We start from the raw sequence: 16,465 nt of genomic DNA on the forward strand, positions 1-16,465 counted from the left end.
ATATGAAGCCAAACGAAGAGGAATCCTAATATTAAGAAGTATTCCTAGTTATATTGAACAGGAACATAATTGTACATCATAAATGATCATTTTTGTACAAAATTATATTGACATTTATAAGGCTTCTTGCCGTCAAAGGTCTTTTGGCTCATGAACCATGTGAGGGCAACGGGAATACCGAAATATTTCAAAAACGCCCCCTCGATAAGCGATAACGGCGGTAAGTCTCCTAAGAGAATGACGGCAAACTCCGTGATGACAAACCACGTTATCTGGGTAAAGGTAACGGGAAACGGGAGAGTAAAGTCATTGATTGCATACAAGACTTTCTCCACGTTCCAGATACCCGTGTAGCTCTTAATCTTCTTCAATTCGTTTCAGCTCCTTTCGTTGTAATGGAAAAGAACAGCCATTTTTCAGACTGTCCTTGATAGAAAAAGCTGACAGTAGCGACTTAATCTGTCGCTGATCTGCCAGCTCTAATATGGTATCTCGCATATTCCTCGGCTTGTTTCAATGAATGTCCCCTCTATGGATAAGTCCCTGCCGTATGCTTCATAGTCGATATAGTTCTGCAACGGTAGCGGTATCTCGCCCAGCACTTGTAACTCGTCAATGAAGTAATAGGCAATGTCGGTCATGTCCTCACAGTCTGGATAGAAATAAATGTCGTCCTTGTGTTCGTAGACTTCTTCCAGACTTCCATAGTGGGAAACAAACTCGTCCAGAGCGTCAGTGATATAGTCGGGAAGCTCGCAAATCATCTCGTACATCTCATTGAGTTCTTGAATAGAGATATACTCCCCGATTTCAATAGGGAAGTTGTCGGTATCATGGACAGCGTATTCCTCATAATAGCTGTTCAGCCCGATACGCTCTGCAACATCTTCCTCGTCGATAGGGAAAGAGAACCAATCTCCCACAAGTTCGCCCTCGTTGTACTTGCCAAGATTAGCGATATACACCCTCATGTCGTCAACCACAGGCACACACCTCTTTTCTACGGAAGTTCATAGATACCGTGGTCGGTTTCCACAAAGCGTCCGTTGTCGTCAAGGTACTGCCCGTAGGCTTCAAAATCAAAATAGCGGGTGAAGCTCTCACTAAGGGAAGTAAAGTCTGGGTCGTTGTTCAGTATGTGGCGGGCAACGTCCGTCATGTTCTTACACCATGAGTAATGAATGATGTCGTTTCTGTATCTGTGCAATTCGTCAAGGTCAGAGAAATAGCACATCAGTTCCCCATAGTCCTCTTTCAAGTCAGAGGGCAGGCTTTCATAGGTATGGTACAGGTCGTCGAGTTTTTCAATGGTGGTATCTTCCTGCACTTCATCAGCAAAGGGAAGCTCCTTGTCCGTGATATAGTAATAGTCTGTATCTACATCAATCCCCAGCAGTTCTTCCACCTGTTCCGTGTCGATAGGCAGGGTGAACCAAAAGGCCCGTATCTCGCCGTCTGTCGGTTCTCTTGCTTCAATCTGCACACGCATTTCTTCCATGTTTCATCACGTCCTCTCTTGTCAACGCTTTCTGTATGACGGCGTAAGGCACACCGAATACATAGCGTGAAAAATCTTCTAACTGTTTCTTAGGATAGTCAGACAGGCAAAGGCGTTTCATCTCAAACCAGACCGCACGCTTGTAATAGGGCAGGTCGGAGAGATACGGACACCCGATTTTTGCCTGCATATCCATAAAAATATCGTTCAATCAATCACTCGAATCTTAAATTTTAGTATAGAAAAAGCGGTTGATCTCCAATGGAGTAACCGCTTTGTGTGTGGGATATGAAATTGTAATAGGATTTATATGCTCAAATCAAAAATATATTTTTCGTAGTCCTTTACATAATATCGTATATTTTTTCGCCCTTTTTGAATAATAATGTGTCCTTCATCTTCCAACTTCTTTTTTTGTGCTTCAATACCATTTGGATATTTAGGATTTAGTTCTCCGTTTGCTTTTAATGTTCTCCAATAAGGTGTTTCATCTTCTGAACGCTGATAACTTGCCCATGCTACAATAGAAACAAAAATCCCTGCTGTAATCGGTTCTGTAAAATCTGCGCCACTCAATTTTGCAAAGTATTCTCGTATTTTTCCAACAGTAATAACTTTCCCATACGGAATTTTTTTCATTACTCTATCATAGTCAATGGGTGGAGCAAAGTACATTTTACTTCCGCCATATTTTTCAATGCTTTTCTGGTCTGTAATAATTTGGAATTTTGGCATATCCTTATTATCATGCAACATAGCATTAAAATCCTTTTTATCTTCATTTGCCATTTTTACCACCTCCTACTTTAAGGATAATCTGTTTATCTTACCTATGCAATGAGACTGTTTGAAAAATATTAACAATTTCTATATCCACATTATATCAGTTGAAAATCAGCCATTCAATGAAATTCATAGCATGACTATCTTTTATCTGTGTACCATTCCGTCACCCCCTTTCATTCCCCCTATGCCCGAACTCCCATAGGGGGACAGGTAAGTTTGCGTGTCCGCAAACTATTGATTGTTACGCTCCAATGATACGGTTGAACAGCTCTAACAACACGTCCTTGACACCGCCGGCATTGAATACCAGCCCCACAGCGATTAAGGCAATCACAAGGAAGCCGATTAACTTAGAAAACTCTCTCTTAAATCCTAAGTAGATACCGATTACCACGATTGCCATAAGCACTAAAGATTGTGCGTTGCTTAAAAACCAGTTGTATAAGTTCTGTCCGAAATTCATTCTTTATCAATCCTTTCTTTTTTGATTTCTTCCATTTGTTCGTCAGCCATTTTGCTGACCTGTGCGATACACATAAGGACAACGCCGATACCCATTCCCAGCGATACCAGCACTAAGTCCTTGACAAGTTCTGCCATAATCAAATTTCTCCTTTATTCTGTGATAAGTTCCTCTGTGTCCGCTGTCTGCTGTTTGATTATCTGCAAGTGCTTTTCTGTCAGCTTTGCGTTGTCCTCAATCTCTTTCAGATAGCTTGTACTGTTGCCAGCGTCTATCTTTTTCAGCATTTTCAGCGTAGGAGCGACCTGTCGGCTTATCCAGCCCAGCGTCCTTTCCAATGTGTAAGGCTCTGGGTCTGTCGTCAGCTTGACAGGCGGGCGGTCTTTCCCGATAAACCACGCCCAGCGGTCATTTAGCTTCCAGTCTGTTTTTCGCTTCTCCGGCTCTCTGTCCACGAAGCGGATATAGTGATTGATGATAGAAAATGCCGTCTGTTCTGCGTCATAATGGGTCAGCAGTTCACGGACGGCATAATAAGCTCTTTCATCTTTCAGTCGTATCTCGAAGCGGTTCTTTATCGGAGCTTCCTCAATCGGTATTCCCAGCTTTGCGTACTGTTCGTAGTTCTTTTCATAACAGCAGAAGTAGACTTCTGATTTCAGAGAACCAATATACAGCGTGTGTCCCATGCCCGCCTTGTCCTGCTCGTTGTGCTTCACCAGCTCGCCGGAAGCATAGGACTTGAAAGAACGAAACAGGGAAACACATTCCTCACGGTTGCATTTGGCGGTCAGATCTGGAATATCCAGTATGCCCGCCCTGTCGTTAATGGCAAGGTCAAGGCGTTTCATCACACCGCCCTCAACCAGAGCGTCCATGAGAAAGTCGTACCAGCTTCGCTCCTGTGCCAGCAGATAGCTTTCAAACTGGCGACAGCCTTTTCCTTTCAGCTCCAGAAGCGTGCCTTTTTCCTCGTCCTGTGAGGTGTAGACGAACACATCACCCAGATAGTAATGCTCGGTGTATTTGTAGTGTCCGTAGTCCTCATGGAGCATATAGTCAATGTTGAGCTTCAATATATCTTTGATAACGTGCTGTATATCCAGCGTGGGGAAACGGATACGCACATAGTCGAACAGCAGGAACATGGGAGCGTCGGGATTGAATTTCTCAACAGCGTCCATGAGCTTTTCCTGCATATCGTCCGTGAGCGTTACCTTGCCCGCTTCGATACGGTTCAAGTGTTCACGGCTGATACCAGCCATGATTGCAAGCCTTGTCTGGGACACGCCATAAGACTGGCGTTTCTCTTTCAAGGCGGTTATAAAGGTGCTTTCATTCAGCCTGCATACCCCCAATCATGAAAGTGTGATATTTTCCGCCGATTGTCACAGTCGGTCAGTAGTTCCAGAAAATCCTTATACCAAGCGGGATTTCCAGACTTTTTGACCGTAGTTTCCAGCGGAATTGTGCCCCTCTGTTAGATACCGAGGGGCTTCTTTCGTGGAGCAGGGCAAGCCCTGCTCCACAGGACGGCTTGCACGGTCTGGGTCGCTTCGCTGACCGTTCCAGCCATCAGTGGTTCAGTCAACCCTTGTTACGCCCGTATAAACTACGATAACGTCGGTATCAGCAGAAAGGCATTTTCTGACAATATCCTTGTCAATCTCATATTCGTGGTATATCTGTCTGAAAAAATCCTTATCCACCACAAGAAACGTAAAACGGTAGTTGAAGCCATGAATGGAAAGCCATTCGTCCAGCACCACGGAAAAGAGCAACGGAAGTTTCAATCTCCCAAGTCCCGCTTCTGTCAGAATATCTTCCATATGTGCATGATAGGCTTCTGTCGGAAATTCCTCACATTTATCGTCAGTCGTACCAGCGACACTTTTCAAATCCGCAAGGAAGCGGTCAAAGTCTACGCAGACACCCTCAACGTGCAAATCTGCGGTAGGGTCGCTGTAACCCATTTCTAAAAGTCCCATATATTTTTCAATTCTCCTTTCGTTCATCTGATACGGCTTGCCTTGCCAGTGCAAGAGAGCCGATAGTCTGTAAAAAATCATGTCCCTTTGGTACAAGGGGAGTGTAAAACTCCGATATGACGCTCGTACCCACGTCACAATAACCACGTCCTTTGATACGCTTCTGGAAGAACTGTTTCTTTACGTCGCTTCCGAAAAGCATACCGTAGCCAAGCTCGCTGATACGTCCCAAGCCCACACGGAAGTTGAAATTATCTCTGATACCGTCGCTGAAATACTTTGCGTCGGGACGCTGGCAGGCGACAATGAGGAAATAGCCCGCCTGTCTGCCAAGCATGACGATTTTCTTTAGCTGGCTAAGTAGGCTCATGCTTTCCTTTGTCCCCAGCATTTCCAAGAACGCCACATACTCGTCAAAGATAAGGAAGCAGGGCGGTAAGCCCAGATAGGCATAGTTCTCGCCTGTCTTGTAGTCTGGGTGGTGCTTCATTTCCTCGCTTCGCTGTACCATGCCCTCATAGAACGCATTGACACATTCAATCATATCTTCTTTGGTGTGGTACACGTTATCCATGACCGTACCCAAGTCCGCAAGGTCAGCGTTTTTAGGGTCTAAGATGTAAAGCTGGGCGTTGGTCTGCAAGAGGGCTTCAATGATTGTCAGCAAAAAATAGGTCTTTCCACCGCCAGTCCCGCCACAGATAAGGGCGTGAGGGAGTGCGTCGTATTCCCATGTGAGGTTCTTCATCAGACGCAAGCCCCCGTTTTCTGCTTTTACCTCGTCAATCGTGATACGGTTCGCTATCATGTCATAGAGCAGGGTGTACTCGATATAGCCGTCATGGAGCGTCTTGTCGGTCAGCTCGCAGTAAAGCCCGCTTTCCAGCTTATCTTCCAGTCTAAGGAGCTGGTCTTGATACTTTCCCAAAGAGATTTCACAGCGGATATGAAGCAGTCCCGTGTCCATTTGATAATAGATTTTAGGAAACCAGACGATTTTTTCCCTTGATCTGCTCTGCAGGTCAGTAAAAAAACCGCTGTCCTGTACGGTCTGTGCTTCATACCACTTATTGTCCAGTATCATGCGGGAGAGCTTTTGACGGTGTAATAGCTTCTTGAAGCTGTCATGGAAGAAGCGGTAATAAAGAAAAGCGACCAATGCACAAATACCAGTCGCTATCCCTATGGTTATGAAGTTGTATGTAGAAAGCGTCACGCCATTATCAAGCAGGCTGAAATGCTCCCAATCGGTACGCATGAGCTGTCCCATGTTCAGTAGCAGGAGAACCGCTATGAACAGGAACAGGAGCGTACCCGCACAGAAGCGGTACACAAGGTTCTTGTCGCTGGCTCTGATACGCTTTCCTTTGTATTTGTATAGGTTCATAAACACCCCTTTCTGGATATGGAAAAAGCGGTCAATCGTAAAGACTAACCGCTTTGTAACACTTAAAATAGTTTAATTTTGATTTACCTTTGTTATTTTTTATTTTTCTTATTCCAGATAGTACCTACTCCACCACAAAGCAAAGCACCGCCCACAATTATCCAAAATAACTCCATTGCCTTTCCTCCTTATGATTAAGTTTTGTGAGCAAATTATATCATATCCATAATTGCAAGTATAGTATTTTAGTGTTCCGCACTAATTATTTTTTCTGCTGTCCCTGTGGAGCGTGGCTCTGTGGATTTCCTGCGGGCTGACCGCCTTTATTTTTCAGCACAATGTCGTCTGCCTTGATGTACCATTCCACATCTGCCCCTCGGTAGTTGGCGTTTGCCACGGTATCGGCAACGGGATTGACAAGCTCCACCTCGGCATTGTACGGATAGTCCTTGACAGGGATTTCCGCTGGGATAGATACCTGTATCGTGCGTTCCTGCTGACTGCACTTCAAATCGTAAGTTCTACGCTTGATTTCCTCGGTTGTCGTCCCGTCCTCATTCTCTACACGCACTTCATGTCTTAATGCGGAGAATTTCAGCACTCCAAACGTCTTTTCCTTATCTAACACAATTCCATTCGCTAATCTCATAATCTGTTATCCCCCTTTACTTGCCTTCCTCGGCTGGAAGCATATCATCAGCCGTTAAGATATAGTTGGTGTAGCCACGACCTCGCACATTCTTTCCCTCAGCGGTAATCTTAGGATTGACGAGCTTGACTTTCTGCTCATACTTGAAACGCTTCTCCCCAGCCTTTGCGGGAAGCACCACGATAATGTCGTCGGCTCTCTGAATGTCAGAATAAAGGTTATAGCTTCTCGTCACGGGAACAAAACGACCATTGACACGCTGTTGCTCCACGTCATTTTCTCCTGCAAACTCCAAATTTCCAAATGTCTGTGCCATGTTAGGCACGATATATTTCAATTTCATGTGTTCATACCTCATTTCTATAAAATCTGTTGATTGTCCATGCTTTTATTCTGGCTGGTGGTGTGATACCCGCAAGCCCCCAGACCGTCAAGGGCAGGTAAATGCTTAAAAGCACCCTTGACTGTCCGTGTGCTTACAGGTGGGTGGCGGACAAGCCAGAATAAAGGGAAGCTCTGCCGTTTCCATGTATCGGCGGGGAGCGTGATTTCTTCATCATCATAGGAAGATAATCCTATGAGCGTTTACGACGCTTGGTGAAGTATGTTCCTGCCACGCCTGCACCAGAGAGAACAAGAAGTCCTAAGAATAGTGCAATGTTTGTATTATCGCCTGTCTTTGGAGCGTCGCTTGTTTTTGTTGGTGTATCTGGTGTGGTCGGCTGTTCTGGCTCTGTTGGTTCTTCCGGCGTTTCTGGTACTTCTGTAATTGTCACCGTCTGCCCGTCGTCCTCAATGTCCTTATGCTCTGTAACCTTTGTCGGTTCATCTGGATTGCTCAAATCGTATAATTCCTCAAAGGTCACAAGCTCTTTCCCGCCAAGCTCGGAAGCGTCGAATGTAAAGGCAATCTGTACTTCCATGCTTTCGCTGTCGGCAGTAAAGGTATAGTCATTTTCAACACGTTCACCATTGATGATAAGCTCTGCGTTTTCGTCCTTAATCATCTGCCAGCCTTTTAGCTGATACTTAGTGCCGATTTCCAAACCGTCAAGAGTAACGGTATCAATGATTGTCACGTCTTTTCCAGCTTCAATCTCTTTCTTTCCGTCCTCGCTGGTCGCTGTGGTATGGATAGAGATGATACGCTCTGTGATAAGCACCGTCTGTCCCTCGTCGTCAATGTCCTTGTGTTCAGCCACCTTTACAGGCTCGTCCTCATTGGAAAGGTCGTAAAGTTCCTCAAAGGTAACAAGGTTCTGACCGCCCAGAGAAGAAGCGTTGAACGTGTATTCTATTTCAATTTTCATTTCCTCGCTGTCGGCTGTGAATGTGTAATCACTTTCCACACGCTGACCGTCGATAAGAAGCTCGGCATTTTCCTCTTTCAACATCTGCCAGCCTTTCAACTGATACTTTGTGCCTTTTTCCAGCCCGTCAAGCGTAACCGTGTCAACGATTGTTACCTCTTTGCCAGCCACGATAGACTTCTCGCCGTCCTTGCCTGTGGCTGTGGTATGGATAGAGATTTCTTTCTCGTATTCATCAGTAAGTGTCCCTAAGTCAACGGTCACATTATTTCTGGACACTACGATTTCAAACGGCGGGATAAGCTCAAAGCCTTTGTTGCTGTCACAGCGTAATTCCTCAATGATATAGGTATCGTAAATCAAAGCACCTTTGCTGTCGTCTGGCTCACTCGTTCCAAACCAGATACCGTCCTCACTGGTCTTTCCTGCGTTGGTGTTGTTCTTGTGGGAAGCCCAGTCAGAAGAAGTGGAGAACTGCCCGTTATCATCAGTTACGATAATGTGGCTTTCACCTGTGGTCTTGCTGGTGATCCTAAACGGAACTCCCGCAAGACGCTGGTGTGTGCCAGCACCAATCTTGACACCCTCTAGGTCGCCACGCTTCACTTGATTGTAGATTGATGTGTCTGTACCTGTAAGGTCAACGATTTTTCCGTCCTCTGTGATTTCAAATTCAATCGGTTCTGCACCGTCCGTCAGATAGCCCTCTGGCGCTTTGCTTTCCTCGATACGGTATTTTCCGTAAGGCAACAGGTCGGCAGAAGTAGAAGCCACGCCCTCAATGTCGGTAAGAATTGTCTTTACCACTTCATTCTTGCTGTAAAGTTTTCCCTCGACAAGTACGGCATTGTCATTTAAGGAAATGATTTCAAATTCAGCGTCTTTCAAGGTCGCACTTCCTTGACCTTTGGTATCGCTGGTTTCTAAATCTCTTTTCTGGATTTTCACACCGCCACGGATAACCTTGTCTGATACATGATACTGATTGCTTCCAGACAGTACGGCAATGTCGCCGTCCTCGGTAATCTGTGTAAGGTACATTCCCTTAATCTGTTCCTCGCTACCGTTTGCCTGCATATATGCACCGTCAAGAAGATAGCCGTCAGGAGCTTTCGTTTCCTCAACGGTCAGTGTTCCTAAAGGAAGCACGTTCTTTCCGTCCTGTGTATAGAAGCTGTCCCCAGATACCTTGTATTCATCAGAAAGACGGGAAACGTAGTGGATAGTGCCGTCGCTGTCCTTTTCAGCGATTGTCTTTGTCACCCATGTTTTGGTAGGCTCGCTAGGGAGATTGTCGGTGGTATAGTGTCCCGCATAGAATTTCCATGTGAACTCCGCACCCTCTAAGGAAGCGTCGCCCTGTGGAGCGTCTTTCTGTGTTTCCATATCAATCTTGAATAATTCAATCAAGGTGTCTGTGACCTTTGGCGTATCTGATACGTTCAAGGTCGCTGTTTTGCCAGCTTCCACATTTAAGGAATAGACTGTACTGTCCACCTTATAGCCAGCAGGAGCAGAAAGTTCTTTGATATAAACTGTGCCCGCCTTTACTTCCACGGTATCAGTATTTCCGCTGTTATCAGTCGTAAGGGTGGCAAGCTGTTTCGTACAGTCCTTATCAGAATAGACGCCATATGTCGCACCAGCGATAGAGTAAAGCCCGTTCCCGTCGGTAATGCTGGCATTACTGGAAGTCTTTTTAAGGGTGGCATTTCCTACGGCAAGTTTCGCCCAGAACTGTCCAATGTCCTGTCCCTCGCCAGAGTAAATATAACCGCCACATTCATAGCGTTCTTTGTTCTCACTGGCAAAGGCTTTCGCCCCAGCGTAAACCTCGTCCTGTATAGCTTTTGGGATTTCATCATAGGAAGCTCTGACGTTATCGCATTGCCAGCCAAGATGAACGCTCAATCTCTGCCATACGACGCACTGTTTCAAAAGGTAGATATGCTGACTGCTCAATCCGCTGTGGCTCTGCACATACTGATTGACATACTCGATTGAGAGGGCAACATCTGAAATCTGGTCGTAGCTCATGCGTGTGCTTGCGTCGGCTCTGGTCTTGTAGCCGTTGCGGAAGTTGGTGTTAATGTCCACGCAGAAAGCGTCCTCGCCCTCAACTGTCATGTGTCCCTCGTTGAATGTCGAACCGATAGAACCGTCATTCATTACTTTTTCAACGATACCGACACGCTCTGCACTTTCTGTCCAATACTGCTTCTCGGAAGCATGGACTGTCGTTGTCGGCAAAGCGGTAACGATAGTCGCAAAGGCAAGGAAGCCTGTAGCTAATCGCTTCAATATCTTTTTCATAGCTTTTAAAATTCTCCTTTCGTTTGGATATAGAAAAAGCCGTCCATTTCTGAACGGCTGGAAATAGAAAAGGAACGTCAATATCGGCGTTCCATAATCTACTTGCGATATTCAATTTTTCATCTATTCAATACTGATGTGCTGTACCATATCTTTGCATATCTGGGATTTCTAACGTATCAAGGCTCATTCAATGGTAGTAAAATCGTAGTAATTTGAAGTATTTCAATCCTTGAATGTGCTGATAAGTACAGTGTTTTAGCGGACAATCAGATTTTTAGTTGTTTTTTTAAATTAAAAATATGTAATATCTATGCATTAGGTGTAGGTAAGTATCAAATAAAAGAATCTATGGTAGATTTATTAACTATAATAGGACAGTTAGATGATAATAAAAAGAATACATCTTTGATAATTTGAAGACTTATTTTTTTAATCTATAAGAGTTTGAAGCAATCTTTACATTTTTGTGAGTCAAAATATGTTAAAATAAAGTAGCAACCCTTATTTGCAACTTCTAGTTGACAAAAAACAACTCTAGGTTGGTGGTTTATAGAGCTGATTTTGACTATGCTTAAGACAAGAGGTGAGATATATGAGTTTTGGAGAAAAGTTACAACAATTAAGAAAAGAAAAAGGTTTATCTCAGGAAGATTTAGCCTATCAATTAAATGTATCAAGACAGGCAGTCAGTAAATGGGAATCGCAAAATGGATATCCAGAGATGGAAAAGATGATTTTAATAAGCGAATTGTTTCAAGTGAGTTTAGATTATTTATTAAAAGAAGATTATGATGATTCTTTTCAAAAAACAGATACTTCTTATTATTTAATGTCAAAACAAAAAATAGACGACTATATACAAATCAAAAAAAGTTTTGCATTAAAAATGGCATTATCTGTATCATTCATGATTTTGGGACTTCTCATTCCTATTTTATGTTCAAATACACCTTATGAAACATGGAGTGGTTTTGGCTTCTTAATCATTATTGGTATAAGTATTTTTGTCATCATGGTAGCTGCTCTTTCTAAAAATCCATATCAGAATATTGAAGATCAGGAAATAAAAATGAGTTTTAGTGATTTACAAGAGTTACAGGAACAATATCAACAATTTCACTCTCATTTGACTTTAGCTATTGCTGGTAGTGTTTTATTGATTATTGTTTCACTTGCATGTGTGGCGTTATTAACAGAAACACATTTTGCCAACTCACAATGGATACCGGCTCAATTTATGTTATGTGTTGCGATTGCTGTATTCTTCTTTATTTATTATGGAATTTTAGATGGTGTGTATAAATTCATTGTTCATAATAAAGAGTATGTTAAAGATAAACAAATTCAAAAGCAGCAAAGTAGTATTTTTGGAATCACAATGCCTCTAGCAGCTATGCTTTATTGTGTGATGGGATTGACATGGAACTGGTGGCATCCAGGATGGATTATTTTTCCAATCACTGCTTTTATTTCATTAGGTATTGATTATTTGATTCATCGTAAGTAAAGAAGATGTAAGTCCAATGTCATTCAGTCCTTAACTTAATGACATTGCTGAATGGCTCCTTCTCTTTTGATGATGCGGTGAGCTGGCAGAAAGGATGGGAAGAAAACGAGTAGCAATTGAAAACGAATTGCAATCCCCGGTTCCTCTTGATATAATAATGGTTAGATATTACTAACTCATTTGCATATAGGAGGATAGATAGCCATGTCCGAATTTGGTATAGTAGAAGATACAATGTTTATTCCTATGGTGGGAAGGATTTACGCCACCGAAAAGTTTCCGGGTATTTTATATGATAAAAAAGCACTTTCATTAAAAGAAAAGCTGCCATCCGCACTGTTGGAAACAGGAAATCAAAGTCAATACACGCTTCTGGCTTCTGCATCCCGTTCCGCTAATATGGATCGGCATATCCAGAACTTCCTGAAACGTAAACCGGATGGTGTTGTTATACAGTTGGGCTGCGGACTGGAGACAACGTATGATCGCAATGAAAATGGACAAACCCAATGGTATGCTGTAGACCTTCCGAATGTAATCGAATACCGGCGTAGTTTGCTCCCGGAACCTGAGAAGGAAACTTATCTTTCAGGGGATGCTTTTTCAGACGGATGGCTCAGGCAGATCCGAAGGAACATGCCTGATACGCCTCTTCTGGTTACTGCAGGAGGTTTGTTCCATTACTTTCAAGAGGAAAAAGTTCTTGGCCTTTTGCAGATGCTGAAAGGTTTCGGGAATATAGAGCTTGTGTTTGATACGGTAAATAAAAGCGGCATGAAAATGTTGCAGAAGAAATATATGAAGCAGATGGGGCATGAAAATGCCCGAATGTTTTTTTATGTGAATTCGGCTGAAGATCTGGTTACCACCTTGGGTGGCGGTGTCAAAGTACTGGCGGATGAACCGTATTACAAGTTTATCAAACGAGATGGATTAAAAATCATTACAAAAATCAGTATGGATATTTCAGATCGATTTGGAATGCTCAAAATGATCCATCTGGAGTGGAGGTAATGTAAATATGGTGGTCATGATAGAAAGTCTGATTGGTATCTTATTATTCACAATCCTGATTGTGTCGCCGACGCTGAAAAATCCCCTTGCCTCAGTGGGAGATTATCCCCGGCCATAAGGGAGAAATGTATGGAATTAGGATTAATCGAAAAAAGAGAACAACGTTTCCCAGGTCAGATATCATCTAGAAAGGAATCGCCCTGCTTGCTTTTGTGTTCATCTTCGCTGTTATCCTGAAACAGTTTAATGGAGCGGATACATTCTGGAAAAGGGTTCGGGATTCCTACATGATCTGGCTGATCATTGATTGGTATGATGCTCTTGTACTCGATAGCATCTGGTTTTGCCATTCGAAAAAAGTCAGGATACCAGGCACAGAGGATATGGAAGAATATAAGGATTACTGTTTTCATATTAAGTAGTCCTGTATTGGTATGCTTCTTGGCTTGCCCGCCTGTCTTGCAGTGGGAGTGATTACAGCAATCCTCTGATCCGCCATCAAATGATATAAAACAGAATACGATTCGCATTCAGCAGGAAATCTTTTACTATGTCTCCTGCTCTTCCTTTACTCTAAAATGGAAGGAGGTTTCTCATGACCCGCCATGTCACTATCAAATGATTAACAGGTAAAAAATGAATTGCAATCCTGCATGTCTCCTGATATAATATTAGTTAGTTATCACTAACCTATTTGCGCATAGGAGGGTACATCCATGTTTACTGTTCGTCCATATAAGGAAGAAGATGCTGCGGCCTGCGGGGATTGCTTCTACGAAGGATTCTTTTCATGCTCTGTGGATCAGAACGATAAAATACTTTTGCGTGACTACGCACAGATCCTGATTGAAAAATGCAATTTCACCTATGTTGCGGAAACGGAGGATCATCAGGTCGTAGGATTCATCTGTGGAAAATATGATAAGCGTTTCAGCAAGGCTCTGGCAGCTCAGTATGAGACAAAAAAGCACTATGGCCGTTGGTGTAAAATGTTCCTCAAGTTCTATCTGAAAAGATATAAAATGTCAGCACCATTCCAGAAGCAGTTTGATGCCTTTTTCCGTCAGCTACAGGAAAGGGATAAGGAAACCGTTGGGAAATGCGATCTGGAACTCGTTGCCCTTTCGTCCAGAAGGAATTACAGAAAGGGGTTGGGAACCGCATTGGTCACACAATTTTTGAATCGGGCAAAAGCTGATGGAGCAGATCGTGTGCGGCTTTTTACGAACACTCTTGCATCGTGGGAGTTTTATGAAAAACGTGGATTTAAGAAAGTGGCAGAGAAGCCCTTTCAGGATGGCTCCGGCAATCAGTCCCTCGTTTATGAGTACGTTTTGGAGGAGGAGCATGAATATGAAAAACACCATCTGTGAAAAACTGATGTGGTCAGCGATGACACCTGCTATTTTCAAATATATCGCAGCCAATTGCAAAAATACGGATACATTCAGGGTGAAGAAGAAATCGCGTAAAAACTTTAAAGATATGTTGGCGAGGACACCCGACATAGGCGGTTTTACGAAAAATCCTCTGCGAATCTGTCTTTCCGGCGGAATTGTCTGGATGGCAGTTTATAAGGCAATGGATGGGGCGATGAGCCATGAGCAGTTCGGGGAAATGGTGACAGCCACGATGCAGGCGTCGCTCATTAAAAAAGCTTTCGGGAGTAAAAATCCATTTGATATGGAATATCAAAAAAAGAAAGTCAAGAAGGACAGAATTGCAAATGCCATATCCGACAGCGAATTCAACTGGATGACGGAGACGATTCCCGGAAGGGATGCAGACGAATACACCATCAACTATCACAGGTGCGGTCTGTGTGCGCTTGGAAAACAGGAGCATTTGGAAGAACTGATACCCTATATGTGTGCCATGGATTTTATTTCTGCTGATCTCATGGGCGGCGTGTTATACAGGACAGGTACACTTGCAGAGGGCGCAGAAAAGTGTGATTTCTATGTTTGCAAAAAGGACTCTAAATGGGATAAAGAAAGAAAATACGGACAGCAATCCAAGCTGCAAAAACAGGGAGAGTTAGGAAAGTGGAATATGTGACGGTTGCACAGGAGGGCTTCTATGGACTTTATCATGTCCCTGTTAAGGATCATGATCCCAAAAAGGTCGTCATCGTAGTAGGCGGCAGCGAAGGGAATGAAAATATCCCGATGAATGTGGGTGCTATGTTTGCCAGGTGCGGCATCGCCGCGTTAGGTATTTGTTACTGGAACGTAGACGGGCTGCCGAAAGAACTGGTTCGGGTGCCTGTCGATCCATTTGAAAAAGCGATCCTGTGGCTGAAAAACAAAGGATATGAAAAGATTATCATGTATGGCATTTCAAAAGGCGCTGAACTGGTATTGCTTTGCGCTTCTCTTATGCCGGATATCTGCGGCGTTGTTGCCCTCTCCCCGATCCACTGTATATGGGGAGGCATGTACGGGAATAAAAGCATGGCATCGAAAACTTTTTCATCTGCCTCCGAATTCACATACAGGGGAAAAGATTTTCCGTGTATGACAGCGCATCTGAAATATGGGCCGGCAATCCGGAACCTCATCCTCCATCAGCAGTTCGAGTTATCCTACATCTACGAAGAACCGCTGAAACATTTTGATGAGGATACAGCCATTCATGTGGAGAACATTCAGGGAAACATTTTATTTATTTACGCAAAGGAAGATCTCATGTGGCCCAGCAAAGAGGCAGTGGCATATATGGTAAACCGCCTGGAAAAACACCGGTTTGCTTTCCGGGTGGATGTCTTGGAATATGAAAAAGCAAGCCACATTCTTGTTCCATTAAATCCATCTAAGCTGAAAATGTTTAAAATTGAGAGACAATATCCGGAAGATTGCAGGCGCAGCCGTGAAGACGCTTTCCATAAAACGATAAAATGGATATCGGAGGTAAAGTGAATATGGCGGTCATGATAGAAAGTCTGATTGGTATCTTATTATTCACAGTTCTGATTGTGTCACTGACGCTGAAAAATCCCCTTACCTCAGTGGGAGATTATCCCCCGGCCATACGGGAGAAATGTATGGAATTAGGATTGATCGAAAAAAGAGAACAACGCTATACCAGGGCAGATATCCTCCGAAAGGGGATCGCCCTACTTGCTTTTGTGTTCATCTTCGCTGTTGTCCTGAAACAGTTTAATGGAGCGGATACATTCTGGAAAGGGTTTCGGGATTCCTACCTGATCTGGCTGATCATTGATTGGTATGACGCTCTGATACTTGATTGTATCTGGTTTTGCCATTCGAAAAAAGTCAGGATACCAGGCACAGAGGATATGGAAGAATATAAGGACTACCGTTTTCATATCAAGCAGTCCTGTATTGGTATGCTTCTTGGCCTCCCCGCCTGTCTTGCAGTGGGCGCGATTACAGCAATCCTCTGATCCGCCATCAAATGATATAAAATGTTGAATGCCAAATTAAATAAAAAGAAAAATAAAGAAAATAGTCAAAATAAAAGAAAAAGTCTTATCAAAGTGAATGAATAAGAAATAATCACTTTAAATGATAAGACTATTTTAGTA

At 43.4% G+C, this 16,465-nt stretch carries 19 protein-coding genes; 6 read left to right on the forward strand and 13 right to left on the reverse strand.

The window, feature by feature from the left end; translation table 11 throughout:
- Positions 1-86: 86 nt before the first annotated feature.
- The 12 genes from B5E75_RS12860 to B5E75_RS12920 form a co-directional block, all read right to left on the reverse strand.
- Positions 87-371, reverse strand: coding sequence for a conjugal transfer protein (locus B5E75_RS12860; protein WP_162607698.1), 285 nt, complete (start codon positions 369-371; stop codon positions 87-89).
- 108 nt (positions 372-479) lie between these two features.
- On the reverse strand, positions 480-983 hold the full coding sequence (locus B5E75_RS12865; protein WP_087162156.1) for an antirestriction protein ArdA: 504 nt from the start codon (positions 981-983) through the stop codon (positions 480-482).
- Between the two features lie 17 nt (positions 984-1,000).
- Positions 1,001-1,498 (reverse strand): antirestriction protein ArdA, encoded by a 498-nt coding sequence (locus B5E75_RS12870; protein WP_087359946.1) that lies wholly within the window; start codon positions 1,496-1,498, stop codon positions 1,001-1,003.
- Between the two features lie 306 nt (positions 1,499-1,804).
- Positions 1,805-2,287 carry an MGMT family protein gene (locus B5E75_RS12880; protein ID WP_087359951.1) on the reverse strand — a complete coding sequence of 161 codons (483 nt, stop codon included), beginning with the start codon at positions 2,285-2,287 and terminating at the stop codon, positions 1,805-1,807.
- Positions 2,288-2,525: 238 nt separating this feature from the next.
- Positions 2,526-2,747: a hypothetical protein gene (locus tag B5E75_RS12885; protein ID WP_010817890.1), complete on the reverse strand. Its 222-nt coding sequence runs from the start codon at positions 2,745-2,747 to the stop codon at positions 2,526-2,528.
- The gene (locus tag B5E75_RS12890; protein ID WP_021374764.1) at positions 2,744-2,884 is read right to left on the reverse strand and encodes a DUF3789 domain-containing protein; all 141 of its coding nucleotides are present in this window, start codon (positions 2,882-2,884) and stop codon (positions 2,744-2,746) included. The genes B5E75_RS12885 and B5E75_RS12890 overlap by 4 nt, the downstream gene beginning before the upstream one ends.
- A gap of 15 nt (positions 2,885-2,899) precedes the next feature.
- Positions 2,900-4,090, reverse strand: coding sequence for a MobT family relaxase (gene mobT, locus B5E75_RS12895; RefSeq protein ID WP_087359983.1), 1,191 nt, complete (start codon positions 4,088-4,090; stop codon positions 2,900-2,902).
- A 240-nt stretch (positions 4,091-4,330) separates the two neighbouring features.
- Positions 4,331-4,735, reverse strand: coding sequence for a hypothetical protein (locus B5E75_RS12900; RefSeq protein WP_087359954.1), 405 nt, complete (start codon positions 4,733-4,735; stop codon positions 4,331-4,333).
- A 7-nt stretch (positions 4,736-4,742) separates the two neighbouring features.
- Entirely contained in the window at positions 4,743-6,122 is a 1,380-nt protein-coding gene (locus tag B5E75_RS12905; protein ID WP_087359957.1) for an FtsK/SpoIIIE domain-containing protein, read from the reverse strand.
- 262 nt (positions 6,123-6,384) lie between these two features.
- Positions 6,385-6,771 (reverse strand): YdcP family protein, encoded by a 387-nt coding sequence (locus B5E75_RS12910; RefSeq protein WP_087359960.1) that lies wholly within the window; start codon positions 6,769-6,771, stop codon positions 6,385-6,387.
- Between the two features lie 16 nt (positions 6,772-6,787).
- Positions 6,788-7,114, reverse strand: coding sequence for a YdcP family protein (locus B5E75_RS12915; RefSeq protein ID WP_087359963.1), 327 nt, complete (start codon positions 7,112-7,114; stop codon positions 6,788-6,790).
- 232 nt (positions 7,115-7,346) lie between these two features.
- Complete coding sequence (locus tag B5E75_RS12920; protein WP_087359966.1) at positions 7,347-10,394, reverse strand: SrtB-anchored collagen-binding adhesin; 3,048 nt, start codon at positions 10,392-10,394, stop codon at positions 7,347-7,349.
- Positions 10,395-10,989: 595 nt separating this feature from the next.
- Between B5E75_RS12920 and B5E75_RS12925 the strand changes: the two genes are divergently transcribed.
- Complete coding sequence (locus B5E75_RS12925) at positions 10,990-11,904, forward strand: helix-turn-helix domain-containing protein (RefSeq protein WP_087359971.1); 915 nt, start codon at positions 10,990-10,992, stop codon at positions 11,902-11,904.
- Between the two features lie 204 nt (positions 11,905-12,108).
- Positions 12,109-12,918 carry a class I SAM-dependent methyltransferase gene (locus B5E75_RS12930; RefSeq protein WP_087359974.1) on the forward strand — a complete coding sequence of 270 codons (810 nt, stop codon included), beginning with the start codon at positions 12,109-12,111 and terminating at the stop codon, positions 12,916-12,918.
- A 173-nt stretch (positions 12,919-13,091) separates the two neighbouring features.
- Here the strand turns inward: B5E75_RS12930 and B5E75_RS14650 are convergent, their stop codons facing one another.
- Entirely contained in the window at positions 13,092-13,331 is a 240-nt protein-coding gene (locus B5E75_RS14650) for a hypothetical protein (protein ID WP_162607699.1), read from the reverse strand.
- A gap of 303 nt (positions 13,332-13,634) precedes the next feature.
- Here B5E75_RS14650 and B5E75_RS12940 point away from each other — a divergent pair, with 303 nt between their 5' ends.
- The 4 genes from B5E75_RS12940 to B5E75_RS12955 all read left to right on the forward strand — a co-directional run bounded on the left by B5E75_RS12940 (position 13,635) and on the right by B5E75_RS12955 (position 16,324).
- Positions 13,635-14,291 carry a GNAT family N-acetyltransferase gene (locus B5E75_RS12940; RefSeq protein WP_087359977.1) on the forward strand — a complete coding sequence of 219 codons (657 nt, stop codon included), beginning with the start codon at positions 13,635-13,637 and terminating at the stop codon, positions 14,289-14,291.
- Positions 14,266-14,976, forward strand: a complete 711-nt coding sequence (locus B5E75_RS12945; RefSeq protein WP_241146672.1) for an L-2-amino-thiazoline-4-carboxylic acid hydrolase — start codon at positions 14,266-14,268, stop codon at positions 14,974-14,976. The genes B5E75_RS12940 and B5E75_RS12945 overlap by 26 nt, the downstream gene beginning before the upstream one ends.
- On the forward strand, positions 14,964-15,836 hold the full coding sequence (locus B5E75_RS12950) for an acyl-CoA thioester hydrolase/BAAT C-terminal domain-containing protein (protein ID WP_022789869.1): 873 nt from the start codon (positions 14,964-14,966) through the stop codon (positions 15,834-15,836). Before B5E75_RS12945 ends, B5E75_RS12950 begins: the two co-directional genes overlap by 13 nt.
- 125 nt (positions 15,837-15,961) lie before the next feature.
- Positions 15,962-16,324: a hypothetical protein gene (locus B5E75_RS12955; protein ID WP_206413990.1), complete on the forward strand. Its 363-nt coding sequence runs from the start codon at positions 15,962-15,964 to the stop codon at positions 16,322-16,324.
- Positions 16,325-16,465 lie beyond the last annotated feature (141 nt).

Origin of the sequence: Massiliimicrobium timonense, from assembly GCF_002160865.1 — a bacterium.
Taxonomy (GTDB): Bacteria; Bacillota_I; Bacilli_A; order Erysipelotrichales; family Coprobacillaceae; genus Allocoprobacillus.